General features: G+C 71.2%; 18 protein-coding genes. 10 read left to right on the top strand and 8 right to left on the bottom strand.

Translation table 11 applies throughout. The annotated features are described in order from the left end of the window. Positions 1–27 precede the first annotated feature (27 nt). Both OG963_RS30220 and OG963_RS30215 read right to left on the bottom strand, forming a co-directional pair. On the bottom strand, positions 28–951 hold the full coding sequence (locus OG963_RS30220; RefSeq protein WP_371799670.1) for a sirohydrochlorin chelatase: 924 nt from the start codon (positions 949–951) through the stop codon (positions 28–30). Between the two features lie 66 nt (positions 952–1,017). Continuing rightward, entirely contained in the window at positions 1,018–1,845 is an 828-nt protein-coding gene (locus OG963_RS30215) for a Cof-type HAD-IIB family hydrolase (RefSeq protein WP_371126403.1), read from the bottom strand. Between the two features lie 189 nt (positions 1,846–2,034). On the opposite strand from OG963_RS30215, the gene OG963_RS30210 reads away from it, so the two are divergent. Then, complete coding sequence (locus OG963_RS30210) at positions 2,035–2,748, top strand: vancomycin high temperature exclusion protein (protein WP_093774466.1); 714 nt, start codon at positions 2,035–2,037, stop codon at positions 2,746–2,748. A gap of 109 nt (positions 2,749–2,857) precedes the next feature. Then, positions 2,858–4,948 (top strand): molybdopterin oxidoreductase family protein, encoded by a 2,091-nt coding sequence (locus OG963_RS30205; RefSeq protein WP_093774464.1) that lies wholly within the window; start codon positions 2,858–2,860, stop codon positions 4,946–4,948. Here OG963_RS30205 and OG963_RS30200 read toward each other — a convergent pair. Together OG963_RS30200 and cutA are read right to left on the bottom strand one after the other, a co-directional pair. Then, positions 4,908–5,375 (bottom strand): gamma-glutamylcyclotransferase family protein, encoded by a 468-nt coding sequence (locus tag OG963_RS30200; RefSeq protein ID WP_371799669.1) that lies wholly within the window; start codon positions 5,373–5,375, stop codon positions 4,908–4,910. The genes OG963_RS30205 and OG963_RS30200 overlap by 41 nt on opposite strands. A gap of 2 nt (positions 5,376–5,377) precedes the next feature. Continuing rightward, on the bottom strand, positions 5,378–5,716 hold the full coding sequence (gene cutA, locus OG963_RS30195) for a divalent-cation tolerance protein CutA (RefSeq protein WP_093774460.1): 339 nt from the start codon (positions 5,714–5,716) through the stop codon (positions 5,378–5,380). Between the two features lie 206 nt (positions 5,717–5,922). Here cutA and OG963_RS30190 point away from each other — a divergent pair, with 206 nt between their 5' ends. Continuing rightward, entirely contained in the window at positions 5,923–7,572 is a 1,650-nt protein-coding gene (locus OG963_RS30190) for a M4 family metallopeptidase (RefSeq protein WP_319324989.1), read from the top strand. A 59-nt stretch (positions 7,573–7,631) separates the two neighbouring features. Here the strand turns inward: OG963_RS30190 and OG963_RS30185 are convergent, their stop codons facing one another. Next, entirely contained in the window at positions 7,632–8,249 is a 618-nt protein-coding gene (locus OG963_RS30185) for an NADPH-dependent FMN reductase (RefSeq protein ID WP_093774456.1), read from the bottom strand. A 74-nt stretch (positions 8,250–8,323) separates the two neighbouring features. Here OG963_RS30185 and OG963_RS30180 point away from each other — a divergent pair, with 74 nt between their 5' ends. The 3 genes from OG963_RS30180 (at position 8,324) to OG963_RS30170 (ending at position 11,228) form a co-directional block, all read left to right on the top strand. Further along, positions 8,324–9,115, top strand: a complete 792-nt coding sequence (locus OG963_RS30180; protein ID WP_093930254.1) for an aminotransferase class IV family protein — start codon at positions 8,324–8,326, stop codon at positions 9,113–9,115. A 441-nt stretch (positions 9,116–9,556) separates the two neighbouring features. Beyond that, a complete protein-coding gene (locus OG963_RS30175) occupies positions 9,557–10,501 on the top strand; it encodes a hypothetical protein (RefSeq protein WP_371799668.1) in 945 nt (314 codons plus the stop codon). Positions 10,502–10,604: 103 nt separating this feature from the next. Next, the gene (locus OG963_RS30170) at positions 10,605–11,228 is read left to right on the top strand and encodes a class F sortase (protein ID WP_093774450.1); all 624 of its coding nucleotides are present in this window, start codon (positions 10,605–10,607) and stop codon (positions 11,226–11,228) included. A gap of 15 nt (positions 11,229–11,243) precedes the next feature. Here OG963_RS30170 and OG963_RS30165 read toward each other — a convergent pair whose 3' ends face one another. Beyond that, positions 11,244–12,029 (bottom strand): TSUP family transporter, encoded by a 786-nt coding sequence (locus OG963_RS30165; protein WP_030925813.1) that lies wholly within the window; start codon positions 12,027–12,029, stop codon positions 11,244–11,246. A 193-nt stretch (positions 12,030–12,222) separates the two neighbouring features. Here OG963_RS30165 and OG963_RS30160 point away from each other — a divergent pair, with 193 nt between their 5' ends. The 4 genes from OG963_RS30160 (at position 12,223) to OG963_RS30145 (ending at position 17,398) form a co-directional block, all read left to right on the top strand. Beyond that, positions 12,223–13,446: an NAD(P)/FAD-dependent oxidoreductase gene (locus tag OG963_RS30160; RefSeq protein WP_093774448.1), complete on the top strand. Its 1,224-nt coding sequence runs from the start codon at positions 12,223–12,225 to the stop codon at positions 13,444–13,446. A 1-nt stretch (position 13,447) separates the two neighbouring features. Next, positions 13,448–16,036, top strand: coding sequence for a nitrite reductase large subunit NirB (gene nirB, locus OG963_RS30155; protein WP_093774446.1), 2,589 nt, complete (start codon positions 13,448–13,450; stop codon positions 16,034–16,036). Continuing rightward, positions 16,033–16,392 (top strand): nitrite reductase small subunit NirD, encoded by a 360-nt coding sequence (nirD, locus tag OG963_RS30150; protein ID WP_093774444.1) that lies wholly within the window; start codon positions 16,033–16,035, stop codon positions 16,390–16,392. Before nirB ends, nirD begins: the two co-directional genes overlap by 4 nt. Before the next feature lie 76 nt (positions 16,393–16,468). Then, the gene (locus OG963_RS30145) at positions 16,469–17,398 is read left to right on the top strand and encodes an oxidoreductase (RefSeq protein WP_093774442.1); all 930 of its coding nucleotides are present in this window, start codon (positions 16,469–16,471) and stop codon (positions 17,396–17,398) included. Between the two features lie 38 nt (positions 17,399–17,436). Here OG963_RS30145 and OG963_RS30140 read toward each other — a convergent pair whose 3' ends face one another. Then, the gene (locus tag OG963_RS30140; protein WP_093930257.1) at positions 17,437–17,847 is read right to left on the bottom strand and encodes a VOC family protein; all 411 of its coding nucleotides are present in this window, start codon (positions 17,845–17,847) and stop codon (positions 17,437–17,439) included. Positions 17,848–18,004: 157 nt separating this feature from the next. Continuing rightward, entirely contained in the window at positions 18,005–19,114 is a 1,110-nt protein-coding gene (locus OG963_RS30135) for a helix-turn-helix transcriptional regulator (protein ID WP_093774438.1), read from the bottom strand. Between the last annotated feature and the right edge of the window lie 252 nt (positions 19,115–19,366).

Genomic DNA, 19,366 nt, shown 5'->3' with positions numbered 1-19,366 from the left:
AGTAAACGGCCGGACCGACGAGAACGCTCAGGCGGACGCCAGGAGATGGTCGTTCGTCGCGACTTCATGTGCCGGGAGTGCGCCGGTCAGCGCCTGGTCGTACCGGCACAGGAGCAGCCGCGCCATCGCCGGATGCGCGCCGAGCGGGGCCGCGGCGGTGCCGGGGGCGGCAGCGGCGGCGGCCGTCGCGAAGCGGCCGGGTGCGGTGAAGTACGAGGCGACGGCGACCCGGTGCCGACCACGGGCGGCGAGGGCGCGCACCGCGACGGGGACGGTGGGTGTGGTGGCGGAGGCGTAGGCGGGGACGACGGGCACCCCGCCGAGCCGTTCGCTGAGCATCCGCGCGGTGCGGCGGGTGTCGGCGGCCGAATCGGGGTCGCGCGAGCCGGCGGCGGCGAGGACCACGGCGGAGCCGCGGCTGTCGGCCTCCTCGGCCGGCCAGCCCGCTTCGACGAGCCGCCCGTACAGCGCCTCGACGAGCAGGGGGTGCGGGCCGAGCGGCGCGGCGATCGTGGCCCGCAGGGCCGGTGCGGCGGCGACTGCCGCAGGTATGTCCCGCTTGACGTGGTGGCCGCGGCCGAGCAGCAGCGGTACGAGAACGGCGTCACCGGAACCCAGGCCGGACAGGGCCGCCGGCAGGAGCGGCTCGTTCAGCTCGATGTGGCCGAGCCGGACGTCCAGCCCGGGGCGCAGTTCCCGCACCCGGTCCAGCAGCTTCATGACCGTGCGCAGCGCCTGCGGGTCGCGGCTGCCGTGCGCCACCGCGACGAGCGCGGGGGCGCGGTTGATGGTGGCGGAGCCGCCGGTTCGGTGGTGCATGGGTCTGCGCGTTCCGTTCAGGGAGACATGGCTGAGCTGGGCGCCGAGCTGGTCGGTGATGCGGGTCAACAGTTGCGCTGTGCTGTCGAGAGGCAGGGACTCACGGGGTTGTGCCGATGCCGACTCCGTCATGGACCGATGGTGGCGGGCGCAGGTTGCCAGGTCGTTGCGCAGGGGTGACGGGTCTTTGCCACGGGCTCACGGCGCGGTCGGCGGCCCGAAGAGGCGCTCCAGGACGTGGGCCACCCCGTCCTCCTCGTTGGACACCGTGTGGGACGGTACGGCGGCGAGCACAGCCGGGTGGGCGTTGCCCATGGCGAATCCGGTGCCCGCCCAGTCGAGGACGGTCAGGTCGTTGGGCATGTCGCCGAACGCGATGACCTCCGTGGCGTCGATGCCGCGCCCGGCGCAGAGCTCCGCGAGAGTGGCCGCCTTGGTGACCCCGAACGCGCTGATCTCCAGGAGACCGTGCCCGCCGGAGTGGGTGAACTGGACTTCGCTGCCTGCCGGGCCCGCCCCTTGCCGGGCCGCGGCCAGCAGGGTGTCCGCGTCGATCCGGTCGGACCAGGCGAGGAGTTTGGTGACCGGTACGTCGGTCAGCCACAGGTCCGCCAGGGACCCCACGGGCAGTTCGGCGTCGATGTCCTCGGACAGGCGCAACCGGTACGCCGGTTCGTACAGGATCTGGTTGCCGGTCTCCAGGGCGAAGCCCACCTCCGGCAGGACGGCGGCGAGTGCGGTGGCCACGCGCTGGGCGACGGTGACGGCCAGGACCCGGGAGGAGACGACCGTACGCGTCCCGATGTCGTAGACCAGGGCGCCGTTGCTGCACACCGCCGTCCCCGTCAGACCCGTCGCCTCGGCGAGCCGGTCGACGAACCGGGGCGGCCTGGCGGTGACGAGGACGATCTCCGCACCGGCGCTCTCGGCCGAGCGCAGGGCGCGGAGGGTTCGGGAAGAGAGGGTGCCGTCGCGGCGCAGAAGAGTGCCGTCGAGATCGGAGGCGATCAGCCGGGGAAGCAACATCGGCCGATGGTACGGGGCGGGGTCCGCGCCCGGTGCGCGCACGGCACGCGTTGCCGCCGCATGCCATCGGCGCGGCGGCGAAGGCGTTCGGGCCGCCGGTCCGGATGAAGAATGTCGAGGCGTGGAGAACCCTTTTGACCTGATACTCGTCCGATCAGTTGACGTGCTGACACCGACCGAGGGACTCCGATGCGAGGGAAGCGGCCGCAATGGCTGGGGTGGCTCGGACGGCTGCGGCCACGCCGGCCGCGCACGCGGCGTGGGCAGCGGTGGGCCGTGCAGGGCGTGATGGCGGCCTGTGTGCTGGGCCTGACCCCCGCGACCTGGATGTACTCCGTCGCCGACGCCCGTGTCCGGACCACCGCGGACGCGCCCGCGCAGCAGGTCGCCGTGGTGTTCGGGGCCGGGCTGTGGGACGGGAAGCCGTCGCCGTATCTCGCGAACCGGCTGAACACGGCCGCCGAGCTGTACCGCGACGGCAAGGTGAAGGTCGTACTGGTGACCGGTGACAACAGCCGCGAGGAGTACGACGAGCCGGATGCCATGCGGGCGTATCTGGTGACGCACGGGGTGCCGGACAAGCGGATCGTCAGCGACTTCGCCGGGTTCGACACGTGGGACTCCTGCGTGCGGGCCAAGAAGATCTTCGGGGTCGACCGGGCCGTGCTGGTGAGCCAGGGGTTCCACATCCGGCGGGCGATCGCGCTGTGCCGGGCCGCGGGCATCGACGCATACGGGGTCGGGGTCGACGCCAAGCACGACGCGACCTGGTACTACGGCGGGACGCGGGAGGTGTTCGCGGCGGGGAAGGCGGCGCTGGACGCGGTGTTCAAGCCGGATCCGCACTTCCTGGGGCCCGAGGAGCCCGGGGTCGGGGAGGCCCTGGCGACCGGCGGGCGGTGAGGACCCCGACCGACCTCACGGGCCCGGCGGAGGTGGGCTGAGGTCCACGTTCCGGCGGCGTAACCGGTCGCGGGCGTCCGCGTAACACCCGGCTCGCACGCTGGAGCACATGGCCCGCACCGAGATCGCCCCCACCGCGACCCACTGCCCGTACTGCTCACTGCAGTGCGGGATGAATCTGCGACCGGTCACCGGAGGCCCGGTGGTCGAGGTCGTGGAGCGTACCGATTTTCCTGTCAACCGCGGCGCCCTGTGCGGCAAGGGCCGAACCGCCCCGGCGGTGCTCTCCTCACGGGTACGTCTGACCGGACCGCTCGTGCGCAACGCGGTCGGGGGCGAGCTTGAGCCGGCCGGCTGGGACGAGGCGCTGGCCGCGATCGCCGACGGGCTACGGCGCACCCGGGCCGTGCACGGGCCCGATGCCGTCGGGGTGTTCGGCGGTGGCGGGCTCACCAACGAGAAGGCGTACGCGCTCGGGAAGTTCGCCCGGGTCGTCCTGTCGACCTCGCAGATCGACTACAACGGGCGGTTCTGCATGTCGTCGGCGGCCGCCGCGCACCAGCGGGCCTTCGGCCTCGACCGCGGGCTGCCCTTCCCCCTGGAGGACATCGCGCGCACCGGATGCGTGATCCTCGTCGGGTCGAACCTCGCCGAGACGATGCCGCCCGCCCTGCGTTTTCTGACTGAACTGCGGGAGAACGGCGGCCGGTTGATCGTCATCGATCCTCGCCGGACCCGCACCGCCGAGCAGGCCGATCTGCATCTGGCGCCCCGGCCCGGCACAGATCTCGCGCTCGCACTCGGAATGCTGCATCTGGTGGTGGCGGCCGGCCGGGTGGACGAGGAGTTCGTACGCGACCGTACGACCGGCTGGGACGAGGCCAGGGCCGGAGTCATGGCGCACTGGCCGGAACTGGTGGAGCGGCTGACCGGGGTGCCGGTGCCGCAACTGCGCGAGGCCGTCGAGATGTTCTGCGATGCACCGGACGCAATGGTGCTGACCGCGCGCGGACCCGAGCAGCAGTCCAAGGGCACGGACACGGTCGGCGCCTGGATCAACCTCTGTCTGGCCACCGGCCGGGCCGGCAGACCGCTGTCCGGGTACGGCTGTCTGACCGGTCAGGGCAACGGTCAGGGCGGGCGCGAACACGGCCAGAAGGCCGACCAGTTGCCCGGCTACCGCAAGCTCACCGACCCGGCGGCGCGCCGCCATGTGGCGGGGGTGTGGGGGGTCGACCCGGACTCGCTGCCGGGGCCGGGGCGCAGTGCGTACGAGCTCCTCGACGCGTTGGGGACGGACGTCCGGTCGCTGTTGGTGATGGGGTCCAACCCGGTGGTGTCGGCTCCGCACGCCGCGCATGTGGAGGAGCGGCTGCGGTCGCTGGACTTCCTCGCCGTCGCGGACGTGGTGCTGTCGGAGACGGCGGCGATGGCCGATGTGGTGTTGCCGGTGACGCAGTGGGCGGAGGAGACCGGGACGACGACCAGCCTGGAGGGCAGGGTGCTGCTGCGGCAGCGGGCGGTCACCGCGCCGGACGGCGTCCGCAGCGATCTGGAGGTGTTGCACGGGCTGGCCGCGCTGCTCGGGCACGGCAAGGGGTTCCCCACCGAACCCGAGGAGGTCTTCGACGAGCTCCGGCGAGCCTCCGCGGGCGGTCCCGCCGACTACGCGGGGATCACGTACGGGCGGATCGCCGCGGAGAACGGGGTCTTCTGGCCGTGCCCGGACGAACAGCATGCCGGTACGCCGCGGCTGTTCCTGGACCGGTTCGCCACGGACGACGGGCGAGCGAGGTTCGTACCCGTGACGCACCGTCCGGCCGCCGAGGAGACCGACCGGGAGTATCCGGTGGTGCTGACGACCGGTCGAGTGGTCGCCCAGTACCAGTCGGGCGCGCAGACCCGCCGGGTCGACGAGCTGAACGCCGCGGCCCCCGGCCCGTTCGTGGAACTGCATCCGCGGCTCGCCGAGCGGATCGGGGTGGCGGAGGGCGATCCGGTGGCGGTCACCTCGCGGCGCGGGCGGGCGGTGGCGCCCGCCCGGATCACCGGTGCGATCCGGCAGGACACCGTCTTCATGCCGTTCCACTGGGCGGGTGAGGGCCGGGCCAACACGCTGACGAACCCGGCGCTGGACCCGGTGTCGCGGATGCCGGAGTTCAAGGTGTGCGCGGTGCGGGTGGAGGCGGCCGCCGGGTGAGCCAATCCCCTCCGGGGATGGGGATGCCGCCCGTACGGAGGGTGCGGGTGACGGGAGCAGCGGCGAGGTAGACCCAGGCGCGGGCGGTTCCGGAAACGGGCGGGACCGCGCCCGGGAGGCGGACTTCGCGGGCGACCCGCTCGTAGAGATTGCGCGGGTGCCCCGGTCCGGCGTACTCCTCCAGCCGGTCGAGGAGGACGAGCAGCTCCGCGTACACGGCGGGCGCGGCCGTGACGAGCGTGCCGCGCACGGTGCCGTGGCCCTCGATCGCGTACGGGTAGCCGGGGCCTTCGTACAGCAGGGCGCCCGGCAGCAGGGCCGGCTGTTCCGCGATCGCCCGGTCCCGGAGGAACAGATCGTGGTTGGGTTCGCCGGGGAGCAGCGTGCCGTAGACGAAGAAGGGCAGTTCGGGGTCGGTCCGCGGCATGGTCAGAGGGCCGTGACCGGGGCAGTCTCCGCAGTCACCCAGGCGAGGTAGCCGTCGCTTCCCCGTACCACCGGCGTCGCGATGATCTCCGGGGTCTCGTAGTCGTGCGCCGCCCGGAGGTGCTCCTCCAGTTCGTCGTAGCGCTCGGCCACCGTCTTGAACAGCACCTGCCACTCCTCCGTGGTCTCGATGGCGTTCCGCCACCGGTAGACGGAGGTGACGGGCGCGGAGATCTGCGCGCATGCCGCGAGCCGCGCCTCCACCGCGCCCTGGGCGAGGGCGTGGGCCTTCTCCTCGCTGTCCGTGGTGGTCAGAACGGTCAGCCATGCCGGCGTCGTCACCGTCGGTCTCCTCAGCTCTTCGGCTCTGCTCTTCGGATCTTGTGCCTGTGGCGTGTCCTTCTCGTCGATTGTCGGGGCGGTTCGGTGCCGTGTCCTCCTTCATCACCGTTGCGGTATGGACATGACATGTCATGAACCCTTAAATCTGAGGCGAACTCAGAAGCACCGCTCAGATCGCCCCTTCCCCCCGCACTCCGAGGAGTCCGATGAGATCGATTCGGCACGCATCGCGCCTCACCCCGCTCGGCATAGCCGCCGTCGGCGCCACCCTGCTTGCTTCCGCCCTCACCGCGACCACGGGCGCAGCCGCGGCCGGTCACCCGGCCCCGAGCCCCGCCGCCGCCGTCCGTCACGCCGAGGCCGCGCTCACCGGGCATGCCACCGCACTGGGCCTCACCGGCTCCCAGGACACCGCGGTGCGCGATGTGGTCGTCGACAAGGACGGCAGCCAGCATGTGCGTTACGACCGCACCTACCGCAACCTGCCCGTCCTCGGCGGCGACTTCGTCGTCCACCTCGCGCCCGACGGCGCGTACCGGAGCGCCGACCGGGCCGTCCGCGGCGATCTCGCCGTGCCGACCGTGACCCCGGCCCTCTCCGCGTCGGGCGCCGCCGACCTGGGCGCGGCCGCACTGCGCTCGGCCAACCGCGGCCTGAAGCTCAGCAAGGTCGCCGCACAGCCGCAGCTCGTCGTGGACGCCCTGCACGGCGCGCCCAAGCTGGCCTGGCGCACCGAGGCGGCAGGCAAGGACTCACTGGGCAACCCGGTCGCCCGCGTGGTGCTCACCGACGCCCGCACGGGCCGGCAGATCGACGCCTGGGACAGCCTGGAGACGGCGTCCGGCGACGGCCGGTCGCTGTACAGCGGTACGGTCCCGCTGCAGACGACCCAGTCGGGATCCACGTACCAGCTCAAGGACGCGACGCGCGGCAACACCTACTCCGGCGACGCACAGAACAAGACCGACGGCTGCATCCTCACCATCTGCTGGAGCCGGGCGCCCGCGGTGCTGTTCACCGACGCCGACAACCACTGGGGCAGCGGAACCACCTCCGACCGCGCATCGGCGGCGGTCGACGCCCAGTACGGCACGGACACCACCTGGGACTACTACAAGAACGTGCACGGCCGGAACGGCATCGCCGGGGACGGCAAGGGCTCGTACAACCGGGTGCACTACGGCAACGGGTACAACAACGCCTTCTGGGACGACAGCTGCTTCTGCATGACGTACGGGGACGGCGACGGCTCGACGTTCGGACCGCTGGTCGCGCTGGACGTGGCCGGGCACGAGATGTCGCACGGCGTGACGTCCAAGACGGCGGCCCTCACCTACTCCGGTGAGTCGGGCGGTCTCAACGAGGCCACCTCCGACATCTTCGGCACACTGGTGGAATTCCATGCGAACAACTCGCAGGACCCGGGCGACTACCTCATCGGCGAGAAGATCGTGAAGCCCGGCTTCGGAAAGGCCGCGTTGCGGTTCATGGACCAGCCCTCCAAGGACGGTAACTCGGCGGACTGCTGGAGCTCCTCGGTCGGCAATCTGGATGTGCACTACTCGTCCGGTGTCGCCAACCACTTCGCGTATCTGCTGGCCGAGGGAAGCGGTCCGAAGGTCATCGGCGGCGTCCAGCACAACGGCACCACGTGCAACGGCGCGACGCTGAGCGGTATCGGCAAGGACAAGCTCGGCAAGATCTGGTACCGGGCGCTGACCGTCTACATGACGTCCTCCACCAAGTACGCGGGCGCGCGCACCGCTACGCTCAACGCCGCGAAGGACCTGTACGGCGCCGGCGGCGCGGAGCAGAACGCGGTGGCTGCGGCCTGGTCGGCAGTGTCGGTCGGCTGACCTGGAGCAGGTCCCGGAGCCACTGCCCGCCTCGGGACCTGCGTCGGCTTCATCCACCGTCAATCACCGTACGGACGAACCGCCTTGGCTTCACGCAGCGCCTGCCCCCACCAGACGAGCTGATCGAGCAACGTCTTCGCCGCCGCGTCCACGGCCGCCGGATCCCTGTGCCTGCGGTCGTCGTCGAACAGGGCGCCCGCGTTGTGGAACGACACCGTGTCGCGGATGGAGACGGCGTGCAGTTCGGCGAAGACCTGGCGGAGGTGCTCGACGGCCCGCAGACCGCCGGACACTCCCCCGTACGAGACGAAGGCGACGGGCTTGGCCTGCCATTCGGCGCGATGCCAGTCGATGAGGTTCTTCAGCGGGGCGGGGAACGAGTGGTTGTACTCGGGGGTGACGACGACAAAGGCGTCGGCAGCGGCCAACCTGGGTGTGATCTCGGCCAGTTGTGCAGTCGCGTCGGGTCCGGGGCGGTGAGAGAGGGCGTACGGGAGATCGAGGTCGGCGATGTCGACGAGGTCGGTCTCGATGTCCGGGTGGTCCGCCGTACGCGAGAGGAACCAGTCGGCGATCACGGGGGCGAAGCGGCCCTCTCGGTTGCTGGCCAGGATGACCGCGACCTTCAGGGGTGCGGTGGTGGCGGATGCGACCGGGGCAGGTGTCATGAGTTCCATGCGGAGAGATTCGTACGTCAACCAAGGTTGAGGTCAAGCCGCATCGTCCACTCCTTCGGCATACGGTGGAACACATGACGACCGCCGCACCCCTGTACGCCGAGTTCAACGGACACGCAGCAACCGAGGCGGATCTCCTGATCCCCGCCTTCTCCAGCTACGGCCACTTCACGGCCATGCAGGTCAGGGACGGAAAGGTGCGTGGCCTCGCCTTCCACCTGGCCCGGCTGGACGCCGCGAACCAGGAACTGTTCGACCACGGCCTGGACGGCGGACGGATCCGCGACCTGATCCGGCACGCACTCGACGGTGCGGGCATACGGGACGCCTCGACCCGGGTGCACGCCTTCCTGCCACCCGGCGACGCGAAGGCGACGGTCATGGTCACGGTGCGCGGACCGGCGCAGAAGTCCCCCGAACCGCACAGCCTGATGTCCGTTCCGTACGTCCGCACCGCGCCGCACATCAAGCGCCCCGGCGAGTTCGGCCAGACGTACTACGGGCGGCTCGCCGCGCGCTCCGGTTTCGACGAGGCGCTGCTGACCGCACCGGACGGAACGGTGACCGAGGGCGCGATCACCAACATCGCCTTCTGGGACGGAACTTCGGTCGTCTGGCCCGCCGCACCGTCACTCCACGGCGTCACCATGGCCCTGCTGGAACAGGAGCTTCCGGGGGCCGGTCTGGCGTCCGTACGGCGGCCCGTGACGCTGGACGGGATCGGCGCCTTCCGGTCGGCGTTCCTCACCAACTCGCAGGGCATCGCACCGATCCGGCGGATCGACGACGCGGAGTTCACCGTCGACGAGGAACTGATGAAGCAGGTGGGGCTGGCGTACGAGGGCGCCCCCTGGGACACCCTCTGAGGCCACCCGCGCAGCACCTCCGGGGGCTCCCACCCGGCCCGACCGCATCGCGGTCGCCAGGCCCGCTCGACCTCACCCCGAAAAGGAGGCCGTCCCCATCGGGCCCAGGGGGGAGTGGGTCCGATGAGGACGGCGGCCGGGCGGCCGAAGGAGCCGTCCCGTGGGGGGTGATGTGCGTGTGCCCGGGGTCGGCCAGGTCATGCATGTGACGTACACCACTCATGCCGCGAAGGTCGTCACCCAATCGGCACGGCGTGTCGCGGGGCGGGCCACCCCCTCCCCGATCAGGGATTTGACCTGCAGATATACCTCCCGGCAAGGAGGCAGGGCCGGGCTGATCGAGTGAAAGCTGACTCGACGTCAGCAGGCGTGGATGGCGGGCCGCCCGTTAGCTCGGAGTCAGGAGACACCAGCCAGCGCCTTCGCTCGGAGGAACCCCCCATGCCCCGTCCTGCCCGCCTCGTGACCGGCACCGCCGCCGCAGCTCTCACCGCTGCTGCGATCGGCCTCTTCACCGCCGCGCCGTCAGCGTACGCAGGAGAGCTCGGTTCACCGGAGATATCTCCGGCCGCCGCGGCTTCGGGGGACCCGGTCGGCACCATGCCCTCCGGGAACGCCGCGAGGGCCACCGGGCATGCGGACTCCCTGGAGGCAGGGGTACTCACACTGGCACCGGCCACCGAGGAGGAGGCGCTCTCCCACACGTTCAGGGTGCCGGAGACGACCGGTGCGGGAAAGGTCACCGGACAGCACGACAGTGGGGACACCGGGCAGGACAACGCCTCCGGTGACGACCCGGGCGGCGGGTCCCAGGTGCCTTCCCTCGACGACCTGGCCGCCAGGGGCGAGAACCTCCTCGGGAACGCGAACCCCTTCGGGCTCGGCACCTCCACCGGGCAATCCGATACCTCACCCAGGCGCGACACGGGGAACAACACCGGCCGTGACACCGGGAACGGCAACGGCAACGGGGGACGCGACACCGGAAACGGGAACGGCGGACGCGACACCGGAAACGGAAACGGAAACGGCGGACGCGACACCGGAAACGGAAACGGAAACGGCGGACGCGACACCGGAAACGGAAACGGGAACGGGGGGCGCGACACCGGGAACGGGAACGGCGGACGTGACACCGGAAACGGAAACGGCGGACGCGACACCGGAAACGGAAACGGGAACGGGGGCGGCGACACCGGAAACGGCGGTGGCGACAGCTACGGCTCGCCCAGCGGTCCTTCCGGGCACGTCAAAACTGGTGTAGGCGGCTCCGTCCGCCCGGACACCACCCAGATCGCGGCGGGCGTCGGCGTTCTCGCCGCCTCCGCCGTCGGCGGAGCCTGGCTCCTGCGTCGTCGGGCGAGCGGCACGCAGGCCGGCAGCTGACGGGGGCGTATCCACGCCCCCGTCACCGCCAGGATTCCGTCCCGGTGGCCTCGCGCCACCGGGACGGGACCCATTACCACCTTCTCCACCCCGGAGGACAACTGTGTCCCAGAAGGCCAAGGGCTGGCTGGTCGCCGTCGCAGTGCTGTTCGGCATCTGGCTGATCCGGAACGGCTCGGAAACTCAGCTGATGCCGCCACAGCCGACCGCGGCCCAGGCCTTCGCGGCCGGTCCCGAAGTGCAGCCCGGCTCACCGGTCGCCGAGCCGCTGCGCCCCTCGACACCCGTCCGCATCCGCATCCCCAGCATCAGGGTGGACGCCCCGATGATCCGGCTCGGGCTCAGGCCCGACGGCAGTCTCGCCGTGCCGCCGGCCGAGAACCGTAACGTCGTCAGCTGGTACAAGGACGGCACCCCGCCCGGCGCCAAGGGCACCGCCCTCGTCGTCGGTCATGTCGACAACGCGCAGGGGCGGTCGGTCTTCTACAACCTGGGTTCCCTGGCGAAGGGCAGCACCATCGAGGTGGACCGCCGGGACGGGCACACCGCCGTCTTCTCGCTCGACGCCATCGAGGTGTACGCGAACAAGGACTTCCCCGACCAGAGGGTGTACGGCCCCTCGCCGAACGCCTCGCTGCGGCTGATCACCTGCGGCGGCGGCTTCTCGAAGACCACCGGCTACCAGGGCAATGTGGTGGCGTACGCGCACCTCACGGGCGTGCGGTGACCCCCGTCCGCACCCTTACGACCACTGGTCGAAGGCAAGTCGCGCGACCAGGGAGAACACCACGACCAGCAGGACGCCCCGGACGAACTCACTGCCTTTCCGGAGCGCCGTCCTCGCGCCCAGCAGCCCGCCCGCCAGGTTGAACACCGCCATCAGCGCGGCCAGCTGCCACATGACATTGCCCTGGTAGGCGAACATCGCGAGGGCGCCGCCGTTGGTGCAGACGTTGACGATCTTGGCGGTGGCGGACGCCGTCACCAGGTCGAGGTGGAGCACGGCGGTCAGCGCGAGCACCAGGAACGTGCCGGTGCCGGGTCCGAACAGCCCGTCGTAGAAGCCGATGCCGCCGCCGACCAGCACGATCGCGGTGACGGTACGGGCCCGGGTGACCTTGCGGTCCGTGGCCCCCGCGGCCTCCTTGCCGAACTGCGGCCGCAGCATCACGAACGCCGCGACCGCCAGCAGCACCACCATGATGACCGGACGCAGCACGTCACTGCTGATCCCGGCGGCGAAGAAGGCTCCGGTCATCGATCCGGCCAGCGCCATGAGCCCGATCCGGACGGCCGTCCCGACCTTCACCGGTGCCTTGCGCGCGTAGGTCACGGCGGCGCCCGACGTACCGACGATCGCGACCGCCTTGTTGGTGCCGAGGACATGCGCGGCCGGGACGTGTGGCAGGCCCAGCAGCAGCGCGGGCAGCAGAAGCAGTCCGCCACCGCCGACCACCGCATCGATCCAGCCCGCGGCGGCAGCGGCGAGGCAGAGGACGACAAGGGTGGTCAGGGTGATGTCGGGCATGGTCGCGACTTTAAGGACGAGATACGTGTCCCGTCCAACTTTCCCGCCCGGATCCCCGGAAAGTTGAGCCAACTCTGAGGTTCCCGCACCTCAGCGCCCTCACAGACGGCTTCCGGAGACGCTGAGCGCAAGGTTCCTCCCGGGAAACAGTGAGGATCCGGTCGGGTAACACCCGTCGCACAGGCTGCTCACCATGACGACAGCGACGGCGGACGCGGCAGGTGTGGTGGTGATCGGCGCCGGGATGGCGGGCGCGCGGCTCGCCGCCCGGATGCCCGGCGTCACCGTCATCGGCGAGGAGACGCACGCCCCGTACAACAGGGTGCTGCTGGCGGAGGTGCTGGCCGGGCGGTACGCGGCCGAGGTCATCGCCCTGCCCCCCGCCGAGGTGCGGCGCGGGGTGCGGGTGGTGCGGATCGACCGCGCCGACCGGCTCGTCCACTGCGACGACGGAAGCGTCGTGCGGTACGGGCGGCTGGTGCTGGCCACCGGGTCGAACCCGGTGCTGCCCCCGTTGCGCGGGCTCGGCACCACGATGCCGGACGGGGTGCATGCGTTCCGTACGCTCGACGACTGCTTCGCGCTGCGGGAAGCGGTGCGTGCCGGTACCCGGGGTGTGCGCGCCGTCGTCATCGGGGGCGGACTGCTCGGTGTGTCCGCCGCCCGGGCGCTCGCCGCATGCGGTGCGCAGGTGGTGCTGGCCCAGCAGGGCGAGCACCTCATGGAGCGGCAGCTGGACGCCGAGTCGGCGGGGCTGCTCCGCCGCCACCTGGAGAGTCTCGGTGTGGAGGTGCACACCGAGTGCCGGGTTCGCGGGCTGCGCTGCGCCGACGGCGCGGTGCGGGCGGTGGAGTTGGCCGACGGCTACGAGCTGGCGGCCGAGATCACGGTGCTGGCCTGCGGGGTACGACCCAGGACCGGGCTCGCGCAGGCGGCCGGACTGGACGTGCGCCGGGGCATCGTCGTCGACGACGAGCTGCGTACCTCCGATCCGTACATCCATGCGATCGGCGACTGCGCCGAGCACCGCGGCGCCGTGTACGGCCTGGCGGGCCCGGCGCTGGAGCAGTCCGATGTGCTCGCCCAGGTGCTGGCGGGGCGGCCCGCCCGCTACGAGGGGACCCGCGCGCTGACCCGGCTCACTCTGCACGGTCCGGTCGCCGGCCCCGCGGGCCCGTTCGATCTGGCCGCGTTCGGGGAGTCCCGGCCACTGCCCGGCGACGACGTCGTCCGGCTCGCCGATGCCACGCGCGGCGCGTACCGCTCGGTCGTGGTGCGCGGCGACCGGCTGGCAGGCGGTGTGCTGCTCGGCGATCTCGCCGCGGTCGGCACGCTCGCCCGGACCTGGGAGGACGACGAACCGCTCCCCGCCGAAACGTCCCTGCTCCATCTGCTCACCAACGACGGAGGCTACTGAGATGCCGGTGTCCACTCCCCCGACCGACCACACCGCCCCGGTGCCCACGATCGTGGTCGTCGGACACGGCATGGTCGGCCAGCGGTTCCTGGAGGCGCTCGCCGACCGCGGACTGACCGCGACCGCGGGCACCGCCCGGGTCGTCGTGCTCTGCGAGGAGCCCCGCGCCGCCTACGACCGCGTCCAGCTCACCTCGTACTTCACCGGGCGGACCCCGGACGAGCTGTCGCTCGCCGAACCGGACTTCATGGACCGGCACGGCTTCGAGCTGCGTCTCGGCGACCCTGCCGAGAGCGTGGACCGCGAGGCCCGTACGGTCACCGCACGCTCCGGGGAGACCTTCGCGTACGACACGCTGGTGCTGGCCACCGGCTCGTACCCTTTCGTGCCGCCGGTCCCCGGCAAGGACGCCGCGGGCTGCTTCGTCTACCGCACCATCGAGGACCTCCTCGCCATCGAGGAGTACGCGAGGACGGCGACCACCGGTGCGGTGGTCGGCGGCGGACTGCTCGGGCTGGAGGCGGCGGGCGCGCTGAAGGGGCTCGGGCTCGACACGCACGTCGTGGAGTTCGCGCCGCGGCTGATGCCGGTGCAGGTCGACGAGGGCGGTGGCGCGGCGCTGCTGCGCACCATCGAGTCCATGGGCCTCACCGTGCACACGGGCGTCGGCACGCAGGAGGTCACCGCGGGCGAGGACGGCGCGGTGACCGGCATGGCACTCTCCGACGGCTCCTCGCTCGCCACCGACCTGGTGGTCTTCTCGGCGGGCGTACGCCCCCGCGACCAGCTGGCCCGCGACTGCGGTCTGCCGGTCGGCCCGCGCGGCGGCATCGTCGTCGACGAGGAGTGCCGCACCTCCGACCCGTCGGTCTTCGCGATCGGCGAATGCGCGCTGGCCTCGGACGGCCGGGTGTACGGGCTCGTCGCGCCCGGCTACGAGATGGCGCAGACGGCCGCCGAGGTGATCGCGGGCAGGACGGCGGCGTTCACCGGCGCCGATCTGTCGACGAAGCTGAAGCTGCTCGGGGTGGACGTGGCGTCGTTCGGCGACGCGCACGGCACGGCCGAGGGCTGCCTCGACGTGGTGTACGCGGACTCCCGCACCGGCGTCTACAAGAAGCTGGTGATCGGCCGGGACGGCACCCTGCTCGGCGGGGTGCTGGTCGGAGACGCCGAGCAGTACGGCACGCTGCGGCCGATGACCGGTACGGTCCTGCCGGTGGCCCCGGAGCAGCTGGTGCTGCCGGCCGGTGCGGGCGGCCCGGTCACGCTCGGCCCGTCCTCGCTGCCGGACGACGCGGTGATCTGCTCCTGCCACAACGTCACCAAGGGCTCGATCTGCGAGCACAGCACCCTGCCCGAGGTGAAGAAGTGCACCAAGGCCGGTACCGGCTGCGGCAGTTGCGTGAAGGTGATCGGGCAGCTGTTGCCGCAGAGCCAGGACAAGGGCCTGTGCGGCTGCTTCTCGCACACCCGCAGCGAGTTGTACGAGATCGTCCGAACCCTCGGCATCGCCTCGTACGCGCAGCTGCTCGACTCGCACGGCCGTGAGGCAGCACGCGGCGGGGACGGCTGCGAGATCTGCAAGCCGACCGTCGGCTCGATCATCGCGTCGCTGGCTCCGACACTCGGCGCGAGCGGCTATGTGCTGGACGGCGAGCAGGCGGCCCTCCAGGACACGAACGACCACTTCCTCGCCAACCTCCAGCGCAACGGCTCGTACTCGATCGTGCCGCGCATCCCGGGAGGCGAGATCACCCCGGAGAAGCTGATCGTGATCGGTGAGGTCGCCCGCGACTTCGGCCTCTACACGAAGATCACCGGGGGCCAGCGGATCGACATGTTCGGCGCCCGTGTCGACCAGCTGCCACTGATCTGGACGCGTCTGGTGGACGCCGGCTTCGAGTCCGGGCACGCGTACGGGAAGTCGCTGCGTACGGTCAAGTCCTGTGTGGGCCGGACCTGGTGCCGGTACGGCGTGCAGGACTCGGTACGGATGGCGATCGACCTGGAGCTGCGCTACCGCGGGCTGCGCTCGCCGCACAAGCTGAAGTCGGCGGTGTCCGGATGCGCCCGGGAATGCGCGGAGGCCCGGGGCAAGGACTTCGGGATCATTGCCACCGCGGGCGGCTGGAACCTGTACGTGGGCGGCAACGGCGGCGCCGAACCGCGCCACGCGGACCTGCTCGCCCAGGATCTCTCCGACGCCGAACTGGTGCGTCTCATCGACCGGTTCCTGATGTTCTACATCCGCACCGCGGACCGTCTGGAACGCACCTCGACCTGGCTGGACCGCATCGAGGGCGGCCTCGACCACGTACGGGACGTCGTCGTCCACGACTCACTGGGGCTCTGCGAGGAGCTGGAGCGGATGATGGCCGACCATGTCGCCGGCTACCGCGACGAGTGGGCCGAGACCATCAACGACCCGGAGCGGCTGAGGCGGTTCGTCACCTTCGTCAACGCACCCGACGCACCCGACCCGTCGGTGCGGTTCGTCCCGGAACGCGACCAGGTCAAGCCCGACCTGGAGATCCTCGCCGGTCCGGTTCTCGCTGTCCGCACTCTCGAAGGGACCTCCTCCCGATGACCGCACAGACGATGGAGACGACACAGCAGACATCACTGCTCCAGCTCGCCTACGGAACGGACTGGATCACGGTCTGCGAGCTGGCGCGGCTGACTCCGGGGCGCGGTATCGCCGCGCTCCTCCCGGACGGCCGGCAGGTCGCGCTGTTCGTCGACCGCGCAGGGCGCGCGTACGCGATCGACAACCGCGATCCGTTCACCGGGGCGTACGTTCTCTCGCGCGGACTGGTCGGGTCCGCCGAGGGACGTCCGTTCGTCGCCTCGCCGCTGCTGAAGCAACGCTTCGACCTGGCGACGGGTACCTGCCTGGACGACGACGAGGCACACGTCCCGGTCTTCGCCGTGCGCGCCGTCTGACGGGTGCCGCGAGGACCGGGACAGGAACGCTCCGCAGCGGATTCCGGCCAACAAGCCCCGGCCGTACGCTTGATCCATGACCCAGGGCTGGAACGCGAGCGACATCCCCGACCAGAGCGGCCGTACGGCCGTGGTCACCGGAGCCAACAGCGGCATCGGACTCGTCACCGCACGGGAGCTGGCGCGCCGCGGCGCGCGGGTGCTGCTCGCGTGCCGTGACGAGCGCCGCGGCAAGGAGGCCGAGTCGCGTATCCGGGCTGCGGTACCGGGCGCACGGGTGGAGTTCGCGCCCCTGGATCTGGCCGATTTGTCCTCCGTGCGGGAGTTCGCGACGGCGTACCCGTCCGACCGGTTGGATCTGCTGATCAACAACGCGGGTGTGATGGCCCTGCCGTACGGAAGGACGGCCGACGGCTTCGAGACCCAGTTCGGCGTCAACCATCTCGGGCACTTCGCTCTGGCCGGCCTGCTCCTGCCCAAGCTGCTCGACACCCCCAGGGCCCGGGTGGTGAGCGTGTCCAGCGCGATGCACGCCGCGTCCAACATAGACATCGGTGATCTCAACAGCGAGCGAAACTACCGCCGTTGGACCGCGTACGGCCGCTCGAAGACCGCGAACCTGCTCTTCGTCCATGAGCTGGCGCGCCGGCTCGCGGCGTCCGGCTCCGACATCGTGGCCGCCGCCGCACACCCCGGCTACGCGGCGACCAATCTGCAGACCGCGGGCGTACGGATGGAGAACCGCAAGGCGGCGGAACGGGTCTTCGAACTGGGCAACCGGATCATTGCCCAGCCCGCGTCGTCCGGTGCGCTGCCGACGCTGTACGCGGCCACCGCACCCGGCGTGCGCCCCGACTCGTTCACCGGTCCGAAGCTGCTGGGCTGGCGGGGTGCGCCCGCCCCGTCCTGGCGGGCGCGCTGGACGCTGAACGACGTGGCGGGCGAACGGTTGTGGGTGGCGTCCGAGCAGCTCACCGGGGTGACCTGGCCGGCCCTCAGGTCCTGACCGGCCCCGGGCGAGCGCTGCGGCCCGGCCCGGACGGCTCAGCCCTGGCTCTGGACTGCGGCCGGGTCCATCCACACGACCTCCCAGATGTGGTGGTCGGGGTCCTGGAACGACCGGCCGTACATGAACCCGTGGTCCATGGGTTCGTTGGCGGGCGAGCCCCCGGAGGCGAGCGCCGTGTCGGCCAGGTCGTCGACCTCCTCGCGGCTCTCGGCACTGAGCGCGATGATCGCCTCGGTGGTCTTCGAGGCATCGGCGATCTCCTTCTTGGTGAACTCCTTGAAGCGCGGCTCGGTGATGAGCATGGCGAAGATGGTGTCACTGATGACCAGGCACGCGGTGGTCTCGTCGGAGAACTGCGGGTTGAACGAGAAGCCGAGCTTGCCGAAGAAGCCCTTGGTTCTCTCCAGGTCCTTGACCGGCAGGTTCACGAAGATCATCTGGGTCATGTCCGTCTCTTCTCCTCGGCGGCACTCCCTGTGAGCGCGGTCGAAGGGTAGACGGCGGGTCGGCGCGGAACTCATCGCGACGGGCGGGGAAATCATCCGGAGCGGCCCGCCCCACCCATTGAGCGGAGTGTCCCCACCCGCCGAGCCGTCCGCCCCGTCATGACAGCGCGAGCGGTGCACCTCCCCTGAGGAGCGAGCCGCCCAGCGGGGTGAGCGTGTGCAGGACGGAACTGCCGTGCCGCAGAGTGCGTACGAGCCCTGCCTCGCGCAGCACGCACGCATGCTGACTGGCCGAGGCGAGGGACACCCCGGCCCGGCGGGCGAGCTCGCTGGTCGTGCAGCCCGTGCCGATGGCCTGGAGGACCGCCGACCGGGTGTTGCCCAGGAGCCTGCCGAGCCACGGTCCCGGGCCCGGCTCGGCGAAGACCGGGGCGGCGGAGTGGGTGACCGGGTACACGAGGACGGGTGTGAGCTTCGAGTTGCGGTAGACGACCGGGGTGGACCGGCAGAAGAACGACGGCTGGAGCAGTAACCCCCGGCCGTCCAGGTGCAGTTCGCGGTCGACGGGATAGTCCGCCTCCAGCACCGGGGCGCGCCAGCGGATCATGGACGGGAGGGAGGCGAGGAGTTCGTCGGCACCGCCGTCGAGGAGGGCGCGGCCACGGACGGCCCGGTCGGCCTCGATGCTCGCCTGGATGTGCGGCCAGTACGGCTCGACGGCGGCGCGGTGGTAGCTGCGCAGGGTGGTGATGAGCCGCCCGAGAGGTTCGCTCCGCCCTTCGGAGAGCGCGTCCAACCGGACGGGCGGCACCGGCCGGCCGTCCCCCGGCCGTCCCCCCGCGGGCCGTACGCCACCGGACCGCGCCCCGCGCCCGGAGCCGTGCCCGCCGCCCGGCCGCCCGCCCAGCGACAACGGCCGTCCGGGCTCACGGCGGTCGGCGCGCAGCAGGCCCAGTTCGGCGTGGAGCCGCTCGGCCGGGGTGTCGCGCAGCGCCTCCATCCCGTCGTCGAAGCCGTGCGGCTCGCTGCCTTCCCGGGAGGGCGTCAGAAAGTCCGGGAAATAGCCGCGGGGTGGCACGAGGGCTCCCAGCAGGCGTGTCTCACCATTCAACCGGGGCCGGGTTTCCGTACGCCATTTCCCGAACACCGTCGAGGCGCGCCGGTCCCTGAGCCGGTGAAAACTCAGAATGGTTTCCCACAATGCGTCCGGCCGTGTGGCCATCCGCACCTTGGAAAGGTCCATCCCGGACACATGGATACGCAGCACCGAACCCCCATCTGTTGCATCCGCAATTTCCCCCGCTCAAGAGTATGCGCACCGTCACAGGACGTCACCACGGGGTTTCGGCCAGAGGTGAAACGTCTCGCCGAACCCCACCGTCACCGGAAAAGCTGTACGACGTCGGGCACGAAACCTGAGCCGACCGGAAGAGCGAGTGAAGGCCGTGGGGGGTTTTGCTCGTTCGGCGGCGGTCGGCGGACGGTGCGGCTCCGTGTCCGACGGGGGTAAGCCGGGTGC

The organism is Streptomyces sp. NBC_01707 (genome assembly GCF_041438805.1).
In the GTDB taxonomy this organism is placed as follows: domain Bacteria; phylum Actinomycetota; class Actinomycetes; order Streptomycetales; family Streptomycetaceae; genus Streptomyces.
This window is presented reverse-complemented; position numbering and strand designations above follow the sequence as displayed.

Excerpts from the sequence above, each read along its gene's own strand:
- OG963_RS30185 (WP_093774456.1), bottom strand. The coding sequence starts at position 8,249 with ATGGAACTCATGACACCTGCCCCGGTCGCATCCGCCACCACCGCACCC.
- OG963_RS30205 (WP_093774464.1), top strand. The coding sequence starts at position 2,858 with ATGGCCCGCACCGAGATCGCCCCCACCGCGACCCACTGCCCGTACTGC.
- OG963_RS30200 (WP_371799669.1), bottom strand. The coding sequence starts at position 5,375 with ATGCCGCGGACCGACCCCGAACTGCCCTTCTTCGTCTACGGCACGCTG.
- OG963_RS30165 (WP_030925813.1), bottom strand. The coding sequence starts at position 12,029 with ATGCCCGACATCACCCTGACCACCCTTGTCGTCCTCTGCCTCGCCGCT.
- OG963_RS30140 (WP_093930257.1), bottom strand. The coding sequence starts at position 17,847 with ATGACCCAGATGATCTTCGTGAACCTGCCGGTCAAGGACCTGGAGAGA.
- nirD (WP_093774444.1), top strand. The coding sequence starts at position 16,033 with ATGACCGCACAGACGATGGAGACGACACAGCAGACATCACTGCTCCAG.
- OG963_RS30145 (WP_093774442.1), top strand. The coding sequence starts at position 16,469 with ATGACCCAGGGCTGGAACGCGAGCGACATCCCCGACCAGAGCGGCCGT.
- OG963_RS30180 (WP_093930254.1), top strand. The coding sequence starts at position 8,324 with ATGACGACCGCCGCACCCCTGTACGCCGAGTTCAACGGACACGCAGCA.
- OG963_RS30220 (WP_371799670.1), bottom strand. The coding sequence starts at position 951 with ATGACGGAGTCGGCATCGGCACAACCCCGTGAGTCCCTGCCTCTCGAC.
- OG963_RS30190 (WP_319324989.1), top strand. The coding sequence starts at position 5,923 with ATGAGATCGATTCGGCACGCATCGCGCCTCACCCCGCTCGGCATAGCC.
- OG963_RS30215 (WP_371126403.1), bottom strand. The coding sequence starts at position 1,845 with ATGTTGCTTCCCCGGCTGATCGCCTCCGATCTCGACGGCACTCTTCTG.
- OG963_RS30210 (WP_093774466.1), top strand. The coding sequence starts at position 2,035 with ATGCGAGGGAAGCGGCCGCAATGGCTGGGGTGGCTCGGACGGCTGCGG.
- OG963_RS30160 (WP_093774448.1), top strand. The coding sequence starts at position 12,223 with ATGACGACAGCGACGGCGGACGCGGCAGGTGTGGTGGTGATCGGCGCC.
- nirB (WP_093774446.1), top strand. The coding sequence starts at position 13,448 with ATGCCGGTGTCCACTCCCCCGACCGACCACACCGCCCCGGTGCCCACG.
- OG963_RS30175 (WP_371799668.1), top strand. The coding sequence starts at position 9,557 with ATGCCCCGTCCTGCCCGCCTCGTGACCGGCACCGCCGCCGCAGCTCTC.